Origin of the sequence: Sphingomonas sp. Root710 (genome assembly GCF_001429065.1) — a bacterium.
GTDB lineage: Bacteria > Pseudomonadota > Alphaproteobacteria > Sphingomonadales > Sphingomonadaceae > Rhizorhabdus.
Genome location: NZ_LMIB01000001.1, coordinates 1,601,458 through 1,612,734, shown reverse-complemented (window position 1 = coordinate 1,612,734; position 11,277 = coordinate 1,601,458). Strand labels below are relative to the sequence as shown.

General features: G+C 59.0%; 13 protein-coding genes. 4 read left to right on the top strand and 9 right to left on the bottom strand.

What is annotated here, in order from left to right; translation table 11 throughout:
* Positions 1-63: 63 nt before the first annotated feature.
* Positions 64-480, top strand: a complete 417-nt coding sequence (locus ASE00_RS07575; RefSeq protein ID WP_056378688.1) for a hypothetical protein — start codon at positions 64-66, stop codon at positions 478-480.
* 1,125 nt (positions 481-1,605) lie between these two features.
* Here ASE00_RS07575 and ASE00_RS07565 read toward each other — a convergent pair.
* The gene (locus tag ASE00_RS07565; RefSeq protein ID WP_056378684.1) at positions 1,606-2,535 is read right to left on the bottom strand and encodes a hypothetical protein; all 930 of its coding nucleotides are present in this window, start codon (positions 2,533-2,535) and stop codon (positions 1,606-1,608) included.
* Between the two features lie 17 nt (positions 2,536-2,552).
* Positions 2,553-2,792, bottom strand: coding sequence for a DUF6471 domain-containing protein (locus tag ASE00_RS24425; protein ID WP_056378682.1), 240 nt, complete (start codon positions 2,790-2,792; stop codon positions 2,553-2,555).
* 104 nt (positions 2,793-2,896) lie between these two features.
* Between ASE00_RS24425 and ASE00_RS07555 the strand changes: the two genes are divergently transcribed.
* Positions 2,897-3,853: an IS1595 family transposase gene (locus ASE00_RS07555; protein ID WP_056379432.1), complete on the top strand. Its 957-nt coding sequence runs from the start codon at positions 2,897-2,899 to the stop codon at positions 3,851-3,853.
* Here ASE00_RS07555 and ASE00_RS07550 read toward each other — a convergent pair.
* The 6 genes from ASE00_RS07550 to ASE00_RS07525 form a co-directional block, all read right to left on the bottom strand.
* On the bottom strand, positions 3,850-4,284 hold the full coding sequence (locus ASE00_RS07550; protein ID WP_162256424.1) for a hypothetical protein: 435 nt from the start codon (positions 4,282-4,284) through the stop codon (positions 3,850-3,852). The genes ASE00_RS07555 and ASE00_RS07550 overlap by 4 nt on opposite strands.
* A gap of 259 nt (positions 4,285-4,543) precedes the next feature.
* Positions 4,544-4,723, bottom strand: coding sequence for a hypothetical protein (locus ASE00_RS07545; protein WP_056378679.1), 180 nt, complete (start codon positions 4,721-4,723; stop codon positions 4,544-4,546).
* A gap of 179 nt (positions 4,724-4,902) precedes the next feature.
* Positions 4,903-5,334: a hypothetical protein gene (locus ASE00_RS07540; protein ID WP_056379431.1), complete on the bottom strand. Its 432-nt coding sequence runs from the start codon at positions 5,332-5,334 to the stop codon at positions 4,903-4,905.
* 54 nt (positions 5,335-5,388) lie between these two features.
* Positions 5,389-6,402: an MFS transporter gene (locus ASE00_RS07535; protein WP_162256423.1), complete on the bottom strand. Its 1,014-nt coding sequence runs from the start codon at positions 6,400-6,402 to the stop codon at positions 5,389-5,391.
* A gap of 96 nt (positions 6,403-6,498) precedes the next feature.
* A complete protein-coding gene (locus ASE00_RS07530; protein ID WP_056378675.1) occupies positions 6,499-7,692 on the bottom strand; it encodes a serine hydrolase domain-containing protein in 1,194 nt (397 codons plus the stop codon).
* A gap of 25 nt (positions 7,693-7,717) precedes the next feature.
* A complete protein-coding gene (locus ASE00_RS07525; RefSeq protein WP_162256422.1) occupies positions 7,718-8,863 on the bottom strand; it encodes a CapA family protein in 1,146 nt (381 codons plus the stop codon).
* 154 nt (positions 8,864-9,017) lie between these two features.
* On the opposite strand from ASE00_RS07525, the gene ASE00_RS23360 reads away from it, so the two are divergent.
* Positions 9,018-9,161 (top strand): hypothetical protein, encoded by a 144-nt coding sequence (locus ASE00_RS23360; RefSeq protein ID WP_156405310.1) that lies wholly within the window; start codon positions 9,018-9,020, stop codon positions 9,159-9,161.
* Positions 9,162-9,185: 24 nt separating this feature from the next.
* On the top strand, positions 9,186-9,779 hold the full coding sequence (locus ASE00_RS07520) for a TetR/AcrR family transcriptional regulator (protein ID WP_082594508.1): 594 nt from the start codon (positions 9,186-9,188) through the stop codon (positions 9,777-9,779).
* Here ASE00_RS07520 and ASE00_RS07515 read toward each other — a convergent pair.
* A complete protein-coding gene (locus ASE00_RS07515; protein ID WP_082594507.1) occupies positions 9,776-11,257 on the bottom strand; it encodes a leucyl aminopeptidase family protein in 1,482 nt (493 codons plus the stop codon). The genes ASE00_RS07520 and ASE00_RS07515 overlap by 4 nt on opposite strands.
* Positions 11,258-11,277 lie beyond the last annotated feature (20 nt).

The window sequence follows — 11,277 nt, the reverse complement described above, 5'->3', positions numbered from 1 at the left end:
GGCGCGGCGTCAACGCCCTCGTCCCGAAGCGCCAGCGTCGCCATCACCGAAGAGGGTGAACCGATGGCTATCAAGGGCAAGACCCGCCACCAACTGTTTCTCCCTGACGCAACCAGCGCTCGGCTGACCAGGATGGCGCGCGCCCAGAAGCGCGCCCGCTCCGACCTACTCGTCGAGATGGTTGATGCCTGGATGAACCAGCGCGCCGCCAGCGAAGGCGACGACAGCGTCAACAAACGCCTCGACCGGCTCCAGCGTTCGCTCGACGAAACGCGGCGCGAGACCTTCATCATCAGCTACACGCTGTTCCGCTTCTTGAGGCACCATCTGATCTATGCGGCGGCATTGCCCCGGCCCGACGAGGCGGCCCAAGCGGCGGGGCAGCGCAGCTATCAGGTGTTCCTTGACCAGATTGCGCAGCGCATGGCGCAAGGGGCTGAAGTAGAGGCGGCCCCGGAGGGGCGTGATGATGAAGCGTGACGGTCGATGGCCCACGTCAACTGGTCCCGGGTCAGGCAACCCATGTCAGCTTTGCGCCCTAGTTTCAGTCATTCGACGCACCATGGCATCTGCCCGAAAGCCGCCGTTCGTTCATCTGCTCACATCTCACGTCCTGAACGGCTGGGATTGGGACTTTTCTGCCGCTCCTAGTGACGTGTCGAATGGCAGGTCCCGTCAGGAGCCGACATCCAGCACTGCGCCGACCGGCTATCAGAAAGCGATAGAGACTGGGCCCAAAGCGGTATCGCAAGTTTGGAGAGAGCTAGGGATAGCAGCCGTTCGCGCACTTCGGTGCTTCTTCTGCGGCGGTCAGTTTTCCACAATATGGTGGGCCCAGGCGTGGATCAGTCTTCCAGATCGCGCCTTAGCGACCGGCCGGCGACTAAGATGATTGCGCTGGCTGGCAGCAGTAGCCAGACAACGGTTATGATGGCGCTTTTCAGCCCCGCGGCTCCTTCTGATCGCGAGAAAACATCGCTGAGCCACCCCGTCAGAAGCGGCCCGAGTGTCATCCCGATCATATTAAGGCCGCCGAATAGCAAGGCAGTTGCAAGTGCGCGCCGTTGCGATCCACACGGCATTATGTAGCAATTGCACCAAATACGATGATATAACACATCGGATAAGGTGGTTACATAACGCCGCTCCAACAAGGAGTGAGCGCTAATGAATACGGGCCACTGGTCGGACTGCGCGACCAACAACGAACCGGCGTATCCTGCCGGGCCATGCGACTGCGGCGGGTTAGATCTGGCAGCGTATGAACGCTATCGCCGGATCACCTCGCTTATACCCACTCCGGGGAGCTTGGCTGCGTTCATGGTAGATGAGGCCGCCGCGTGCCTCGTCGAGCCGGAACAGCTTCCATCCGGTCCGCTCTCCGCTGACGCTCCCGCCACTGACTTGCCAGCAACGCATGATGGGGTTGCCGTCTTTCGTGGTCCCGACGGCGTGGACCTCAACGATGCGTGAGTATCCGTCATATTGGAGTTCGAGGCAGCAGCCTTTCTCCAGCGCGTCGCATGCCACATGCCACCACATCACCGCTCTCCCGACTCGTTGCGGAGACGGTACATGATTGGCGCGTGGATCATAGGCGCGCTACTAGTCGGCACTGATCAAACTAGCATCGCATGTCATGTGGTGCGCGCAGACATTAAAGGGGTCCCCGTAGAGATCCTTACGTCGATAAAGCTTACCCTGTTCGATCCAGTGGACGGCATCACCGTTTTCGTCGATCGCATGGAGCATCCACGCACGCCAAACAATTTGTATTCGGTCGGGGTCGCTCACAGTCCGGTAGTAGGCGGCCATGAGGAACACAGGCGTGCTTCCCATAACAGGCCCCAGGATCTTTGCCCAAGGGATGTCTTTCGAGGCGATATCATTCCACCAAGGAACAACGACCCTCTCTGCGGGAACAACAGTCAGGGTTTTAATTTCGTATATTTTGTCCAACCAAGCCTCGACCTGGCCAAGCATCCGCGTGGCGAAGTCGTTAGAGCTTTCGCCTGCGCCCTGAAACAGCACGGAGTGTTTGACAAAGAAATGCGTGGCCTCAGTGTTTCCCACATTGGCAGCCGTGAAATTGATGCGAAAATATATCCCCCCGCCGGGGTAAGGGCTGGCGTGATCCGGCTCTATGCCAAGAGTTATCCAAGCGCGTTGGGCATTTTCAGAGATGCGGTTAGCTTGCCTCATCGCCTCAGTAGCGCGCCCGGTGTCTTCCACAGCTTCGCGAGTGAGCATAATTTGCCAGAGCAGGAAACTAGACCCGACGACGGCGATCCAAAAGCCCCACTGTGCCCAAAATGCGCTATCTTCAGCCGCGTTAGCGGCTTTCCATTGGGCGCAAAGGTCGCTCTCAGTTTCCCCTTTTGGGTCTTGGCAGGGGCGGCGATATCCGAGGGGTTGGGCGCGGGGCACACCCGCCTGCGCCGATTCAGCCTCCGCTGGCTTGTCGGCGGCGTAGCGATAGGGCTCATACCGTTCTTTGTCGGTATCTAACGAGCCTAAGCTGAATCCGAACAGCACCGCCCAAATGAGCGCACCTAGTCCAGCCGCAATGCCGAGACTCCGATAGCCTCTAGACATTGGAGCAGAAACGCAGCCGTAAAGCCGCCCCGGCTGATCTTATTGTTAAGGTTGCGCTCGTTCTCTGTGACGCCAATCGACGCCAGCTTCTCCGCAAGCTGAGCATAAGTGACCCCCCGTCGCTTCAACTCACCCTTAAGCAAGTTCTTCGCGCGAGTCTCATACTCGACATTCACGGGGTCCGACTTCGCCACCATAACGGATCAATCCTAAAAATATCATCGCTTGTGATGATATACACCCTTGACTTCGGTTATATCAACCATCATATCCAGTGTATAACATCACCGGATACGATGACATGCAACACTTTCTTCTCTCAGCCGCCGCCCGCACGCTCAGCCTCAAGGCTGTGTTCCGCATGGGCGAGGATGCGGCTTACGAGACGTTCAAGCGCCTGCGCTGGGCTGCTACGGACGGCGAAGCGGTGTGCCCGCGTTGCGGCTGTGTCGAAACCTACGACATTGCCACGCGCCGCCGGTTCAAGTGCATTGCCTGCCATCATCAGTTCTCGGTGACGAGCGGCACCATCTTTGCCTCGCGTAAGATGAGCTTCACCGATCTGCTCGCCGCGATCGTGATATTCTGCAACGGCGCAAAGGGCGTTTCGGCGTTGCAAGTCAGCCGCGATCTGGATTGTCAGTACAAGACGGCTTTCGTCCTTTCGCACAAGCTGCGCGAGGCGATGGCGCGCGAGAATATGGGCGCGCAGCTTGGGGGCGTTGTCGAGGTCGATGGCGCTTACTTCGGCGGCTACAGCAAGCCGGAGAACGAGAAGTCAGACCGCAAGGATCGCCGCCTTCTGGAAAATCAGACCGGCAAGCGTCAGGTCGTTGTCGTCGCTCGCTCGCGCGGTGGTCGCACCCTAACTTTCATCGGTCGCACCGAAGCACAGGGCGTCCCTTTCATTCGCTCGGTTGTTGAGACTGGCGCGACCGTCCACGCCGACGAAGGCTCCGCATGGGACGCGCTGCACGCCTCCTACGATACGGGCCGCGTCAATCACTCGTTCCGCTATATGGACAAGGGCGTTTGCACCAATCAGGCCGAAAGCTACTTCTCGCGTCTCCGCCGTATGGAAGTCGGCACGCATCACCACATCGCGGGCCCGTACCTCGCCAGCTATGCAAGCGAAGCTTCGTGGCGGGAAGATAACCGCCGCGCTTCGAACGGCGCGCAGGCGGCTATGGTGGGGACGTTGGCGCTGGCGTCGAGCCAGTCGCGCCGGTTCGCGGGATACTGGCAGCGGGCTTCTTAATCGCGCAAAAAGAGTGCCTTCAGGATCAGATGCATGGCCTGCGCGGAAACACGCCCACTAAAAAGTGCCGAGACCACATCAATTTCAAACTCGTCAGTCGTTCGAGCGACGAAATCATCTACCCTATCGATACGATTTTTTTCGAAAAACTCGCAAATATGATACCCGATTAACCAAGCAAGCATTGGGGTTTGTCCATCGACAAATTTTGCCAGTTCTCTCTCGGGCAATCGTTCCGGAGGAGGAAACTGAATGCCATCACCATCTTGGTATGAAACACTACCTCCGATCCTCGGAACAGCCTCTCCAACCGCAATTGGAGTCAACTCAATCATAGACTCGATGAAAATCGCGGAAAGCTTAAGATGGCTGAGGTACTTTGTTCCGACAGGAAGGATATGTTCGAGCCATGCCTCTTGATGCGCCAGCATTCGCTCATGCGCTATCTGCAATCTATGCGGGTCAAGCTTGACACGGCGCTCCGTCCGGTACGCCATAATGTCACAAACGTGCTCTATATCCTCTCGGAAATCCGAAAAGGACCGCCAACGAGAAAATATATTCTCGTCCACAACGAGCGTTCCAGAGATAATGGACATTCCCACCGCCGCACCGCTAAGCTTATAATTTAATAGGCGCGATGTTACATCGCGCCTATTCGTCGTTGAGCTACTAAGTGATTGTTATCTCTTAAGCGGCGGTCTTTGCTGCCATGCGCTCCCGCTGAATCTCATAGGCAGTTTTAAGGACAATATGACCCTTAATGCCTTCAGGCATTTTTGGCATACCATTCTGACGGCACCGACGAAACATGTTGTTGCTGTCGAGCTGCAACCTGCGGTCGTCAATCATCTGGTCACTATTCGTCATAATGTCCCTCCCGCGCTGCGGGTCAGCTATAGGGCCAAACCTCCTGTACCCCCAAGCGAACTAACAGAACGTTAGCAATCACTCGGGCGCACAAAAAAACTCCAACCCGTGAATCACGGGGGAGTTCCTTAGCCTTATCGTAGGAGTACGCCCCATGCAACCGCTATATATACGTAGTTCTAACGCGCAATCTCCCACAATTGGTACAGCCCCGCACCCTCGACAGTGCGCACCAAGCCCTTCTCGCGCTTGTCCCTGAGCGCCGACCCGACGCGCTTCGTCATCAACCGGAGAAGCTTCATATCCATAGCCATGCCGCGCTCTAGGATAAGCTGAGAGGCTATGTCGCGGGATGCCAGCGGCTCCTTGGCGTTGCGGAGGATGCTCAGCACAAGGCGGCTCATCTGTCCGCGCTTGCTCCAATCTTCGGGCGGCTGAAACAGGCGGGGCGGAATAGCTTCCGGCACGACATGCGGCGCTACGATCTGCAACGTCGCGTCCAGATGCTCGATATCCCGCACCAGTTGCGCGACCCGGTTGTGGATGTTCGCCAGTTCCCCGGCTAGCTCTGCCCGTTTCTTGACGAGGCCCGTCACCATGTAATCGGTCATGGTGCACTGTATCATTGCATGTCGTGACGTTCATCAGTATGCTTGGTGCAATTGCTACATAATGCCGGATCCACACACGGCCTGAACTGCAGCGAAGATGACGGGAAGACAGGCCGAGAGCATTGCGACCATCAGGCTGCACGTTAGCAAGAATGTTTTCATCGAGCTTGTGGTGAACGCCGCTAGGCCTGCCGGCAAAGCTGCCAGCAGCCCTAACGAAGGTATGCGCACTAACCACAGGGGGTTGCGTTGGACCAACCGATCGCCGAGCAGGCCGCCCAAAAAGGATCCCGCAAGCGTCCCCAGTCCGAGAGCCGGACCGAATACCAGGCCCGCTTGGAAAACGTCAGCTCCCAGCACGCGAATGAGATAGGTCGGCGCAAGCAGCAGTGGGCCATAGGCGACAAAGCCGTAAATGGTCAGGCCCGTCGCCAGGAGAACATATGATCGCTTTGCGGCCAAGGCCCAAAGCTGATCCAGCCAGTGCGTAGATCCGGTCCGTTCGTCTACCGCTTCGCCGCTCCTGTTGCGCGGTTCGATCAAGATGCGGGCCGCGAGAACCAGGACCGGAAGCGACGCGGCGCCCATGACCAGGAATGCGGACCGCCAGCCATAATGGCCGGCAATGAAGCCGCCACCGGCCAGAGCGAGAAAGCCGCCAATCGCGGCCGAAGCCGTCAATGCCGAGTAGGCGCGCGATCGTTGAGCTGGGGAACAGTAATCAGCCACGAGCGAATGGCTCGTCGGCGCGGCGCCTGCTTCGCCAGCGCCGACAAGCATGCGGGATAAAGCTAGCATCCACACGGTGCCGGCTAAGCCGCACAGCAGCGTCGCGCAACTCCAGACGAATAAGCAAAGGAGCAGAATGGATTTTCGGTTGTAGAGGTCGGCGAGGCGAGCGATCGGAATGCCGAACAGCGCAAACAGGATGGCAAAGGGACCGCCGATCAACAAACCGACCAGCGTGTCGGAGAGGTGAAACTCCTGCTTTATTCCCTCCACGACGACCGAAAGCACGTTCCGATCGGCATAGCTCAGCGTGGAAATGAGAAACAACGTCGCGATCAAAAAGAACCGATGGCGGTTCGAGAAGCTTTCATGATGCACGACGGGCCAACCTGCTCACCACGAGGAATCCTGTCATCTCCCGTCTTGCCCCCGTCATCACTGTTCTTCGAAGGCGCGGTAGACGATGTCTTGCGATATGACGTCGAGCGGGCGCATGTCGCCCTGGCCGCGCCTCAAATTGGTCATGCCGACGAAAAGGACGTCGTTCGCCGGATCGACCCAGAACCAGGTGCCGAAGGCACCGCCCCACTCGTAGGTTCCTTTTCCGACCGGACGGCCGGCACGTACCGGATCAACGCAGACCAGACCATTCAGCCCGTGCCCGTTTCCGTTACCCAGCACATAATGTTGCACACCCCTGGTCGTCTCTAGGAAATCGTCGGACAGATGGTTCGAGAGCATCAGATCGACGGCTTCTGCCGAGAGTATCCGGGCATCCCCCAATCTGCCGCGGTTCAATAACATCCGTGCGAACCGTGCATAATCCAGCGCAGTGGATTTGAAGGACGTGCCGCCCATCGGAAAGATCGACTCGAGCTTCTCGGCCTCTGTCGCGGGCCGCAGGCGGCCGCTCTCTGGATCCTGGATGTAGCCATTCACGAGGCGGCGCGATTGTTCGTGATCGAGCCGGAATCCCGTGTTGACCATGCCAAGAGGTTCGAACACCCGCTTTGCCATATAGAGGTCGAAACGCTCGCCGGTGATGCGCTCGACAATTTCGGCCTGGAGGTCCGTGGCGACACTGTACTGCCAGTCTTCGCCGGGCTGGTAGGAAAGAGGCATGGCGGCATAGCGGCCAATCAGCTGCGACAGCGACCGCGCCCCGGACCAGTCGACACGCTCGATGGTTTGCAGTACCTCTTCCGGCGTTCGGCCGAACGAAAAGCCTGCGGTATGGGTAAAGAGCTCGAGCATTGTCGGCTCACGCGTCGCGCCGCTGCCCGGCAAGGCTGCGATATCGGCAAACTCGGGCAGGAAGCGCGACACCGGGTCGTCGAGCTTCCAATGCCCTTCGTCGAACAACGTAAGGATGCCGACCGCGGTGAGCGGCTTGCTCATAGAATAGAGAGTGAAGATCGCATCGTGCTGAAGGGCAGTTCTGCGCTCGATGTCGCAATAGCCCGACACGCTGGAGAAAATGAGCTTGTCGCCGCGCGCCAAAAGCATCACCGCGCCAGCGATGTCACCATTCGCCACCTTGACATCGACATAAGCGGGAAGCTCCGCGAGCACCTCAGGCGCAAAGCCGGCCTCCTTAGCCAGGCTCGCCTTGAAACGGAAATCAGTCATTGGGATACCTTCACTACCGGAGCAATCAGGGTGCAACGACCCGCACAGTGGGCCAACCGGCGATCTCGATCGCACCGTCGGTCGTGAGGCGGGCGTTCAATCCCTGGCTGATATTGCATCGCTCGACATAATCGACGACCTCTTTGCCTTCGCCGCTGTCGCGATGGACCGGCTCGACTCTGCCATCCGGCCGAAGCCGGCACGGCAGGAAGCCAATGTCCTGGACGCCGGTACCCTCGGCCTGAGCATAGGCAAATAGCGTCATCCGAGTATCGGGATGCGTCGGCAGCAACGGCCAGCCCTCGCGGGGAAAAATTCCGAAGCTGTCCGGATCGGTGCCGATCATCGCCTTGGCCTCCTCGCTCATCTCCAAGCGTACATCAAACACGAAGTGGCCCAGTCCGTAGAAGATCGGTTTGCCGTTATACCATTCGATGCCGCGCAGCGCATGGTGGTGATGCCCGATTACCATGTCGGACCCGTTGTCGATCGACCAGCGCGCAGTCCGCTTCTCATGATCGGAGAGATGGAAGGGACGCAGCATGTCGCCCCAATGATAGCTGGTGAAAACGAGATTCGCGCACGACCGGGCTTCGGCAATGTCGGCAGCGAGATTGGCAAGATCGGTCTCGTCGGGCACTGTCTGCGCCCGGGGCGGGACTCCGGGGATATAATAGTTGTCGAGAAAGGGGCGCCACAGATCATAGGCGCGCATTGGCGCGATGCCCGGCACGTTCGATCGAGCCTCATAGCCCATCGGAAACACGGAAGCGCGCGCGAGGATGCCGATCGTCAGGTCGCCCGTCGTGACGAACGCCGGCTTGCGCGCTTCGGAAAGATTCTCGCCTGCCCCCGAAACGTGGACGCCCTGCGCGCGAAGGCGGGCAATATTCTCCAACATCGCCTCATGACCAGCATCCACCATATGGTTGTTGGCGAGCGACAGGATGTTAAAGCCGGCCCTGCTGAAGGCATCGAGATTATGTGCCTTGGGATACAGGGGCGTCGCGCCGCTCGGCGCAGGATGGGGGTCGTCGGTAAAGCAGGCTTCCATATTGCCGAACATGACGTCCGGCGCTGCCAGCACATCTGCGACCTGCGCAAAGGGTTCGTCGGGATCATCGCGGTCAACGAGTAGGTCGCCCACCATCCCGATCAGATGCTCAGCCATTTCATACTCCAGCGTCATCGGGGCCATGCGACCTCGGTTCCGCCCTTTTGTAACCTGTCAGTAAGCTGCCAGCAATTAAAAACGCGTGCACTCTCTTTTTATGTGAGTGATTATTGAGCTTCTCGGCGAATGCGCCTAGTCGATGGTGCAACGCATGAACACGCAACTGCCGGCGGGGGCGGTCGATCCAGGTGCATTCGCGAGAGATGGAAGGGATGGCGAGCGGGCCAAACCAGGGATCAGTCAGATCGCCGATGTTCCCGACAGTTCCAGTGTGCTGGCGATCGCATGCTATTAGAAGAGAAACAGGCGGGAACGCACGATGCCAAAACGCAGTCCGGAATATATGGAGAGCCAGCGCCTTCGCTTCTGCGAAGCGGCGATGGCCTGCTTCAGCCGAAAAGGGGTTGCGGCCTCGAACCTTAACGATATCTGCGAGGAAGCAGGTCTCAGCATGGGGGCGCTCTACAAGCATTTTTCCAGCCGTGAAGATCTTCTCGAAGCAATTCTGCAACTCCGATCAGAGCGTCGGAATGCGATGCTGCGGGGTGAAACCTGGCTCGATTTGCGGTCGGCGCTTGTCAATTATTGGCGGGAACTCCAGGGCCTTCCGTTCTGGCGGGAATTCCAGGGCGTGAGCGACTGGAGCGAACAGTTGCGAAAGCTTCGTCTCCAGCAGGCGCGTTTGATACTGATGCAGATCCAGACCCAACTGGAGGGATATATGGCGCGTGGAGAGATCAATCCGCCGTTCGACCTGGCCCGTACTGCCCAACTCGTAAGCATCATCTTCGATGGCTCGAGCACCGGCATTCGGTCGTCAGGCGAGCTCCATATCATGCTCGAAGATCTTGCCGCTTATCTCGATTTCGCCGTCGGGTCACGGGAAGTGCAAAGCAAGCGCAGGCCAGGCTAAGCGTCGCGCTCGTTCTCTAGTCCGGCGAGCCATTCATCGATCAACGCGACACCGAATCCTGTCGCGCCCGGCTGTGATCGCGACGTCTTGCGTGTCGCCCATGCGGTGCCCGCGATGTCGATATGAGCCCAGGGCGTATCACCTGCAAAGCGTTCGATGAATTTGGCACCGGCAGTCGGCGACCCGATGCCCAGCCCAAGAAAGCCTGGCGCGCCGAGATTGGCCACGTCTGCAACCGACGATTCGACAAGGTAGTTCTGTTTTGGCGTGAGCGGCATACGCCATAGAAGCTCGCCCGTGGCCGCGCCCGCATTCAATAGCGCGTTAGCCAGGCGGTCTTCGGACGCGTACAAGCCCGCATATTCCTCATGCAGCACCCCGGTGATCAAACCGGTCAGGGTGGCGATATCCACAATGGCCGCCGGCTTGTAATGATCAATCGCGTAGGTAATCCCATCGGCCAGTACCAACCGCCCCTCGGCGTCGGTATTCAGGATCTCCACAGTGAGGCCCGACAATGATCGAATGACGTCTCCCGGGCGCATCCCTCGTCCGCCGATGACGTTCTCCGCCATCGGCACCACCGCGACGAGATTAGCGCGGGCGTGACGCGACATGGCGAGTTCCATCGCCCCGAGGACCGCCGCCGCTCCGCCCATGTCAAACTTCATCTTTTCGATGACAGGGCGGGACTTGATATTGAGGCCACCGCCATCGAAGGTGATCCCCTTTCCGACAAGCGCTGCATCCCAGCAGCCGTCTCGCTCCGGCGCACCACGCCACTCGGCAACGAGCAGCTTGGGCTCGTGCACCGATGCTTGGCCGACGGCGATCAGGGCACCCGCCCCGATTTGCTCGAGTTCCGCCAGACCGAGGACTCGAACGGTCGCGCCGCAGGCTTCCAGCACGCTCGCAGCCTCCTGCGCGAAGATCGCAGGGGAGAGGAGGTTGGCGGGCTGCTCCACCCAGGCCCTCGCACGATTGACCGCGTTGGCGATGCGCAGCGCTTCGTCTGCATTTGGCCCGTCGGCATCATCGATGACAATTGTCTCGGGTCGAGACGCACCAGAGTCTTCATTGCGTCCTTGATCGAGATGATAGCCGTGTAGGAGCGCGCCAAGAAGGATTCCGTACAGGGCGCTTTGATCGCCTATCTCGCTGCTCTTAGGCAACCGCACGCTTCCGATCCGCAGCGCGCGCATCGCATCCAGCAGCGCCGCACCTGTAGCCAGCCAGCTGTCGCGGCCGCTCCTGGCCGAAGACCCGACGCCAAGGAGCACGATACGCCGTTCGTCCTGCTTGCCCACCAGATCGAGCCATAACCCGTCGTGCGCCTCGAATTGCGTTGACTGGATCGCAGCCGCTGCGCGGGCGGTTAATTCGGCGGCGCCTGTGGGCCCAGCGTCAGTTCGCGCGAACAAGACGTCGGCATCGCAATGAGAGCTGCAACCGATTTCTATGGAGTGCCATTTTGTCATTTCTATCTCATGACACTCTT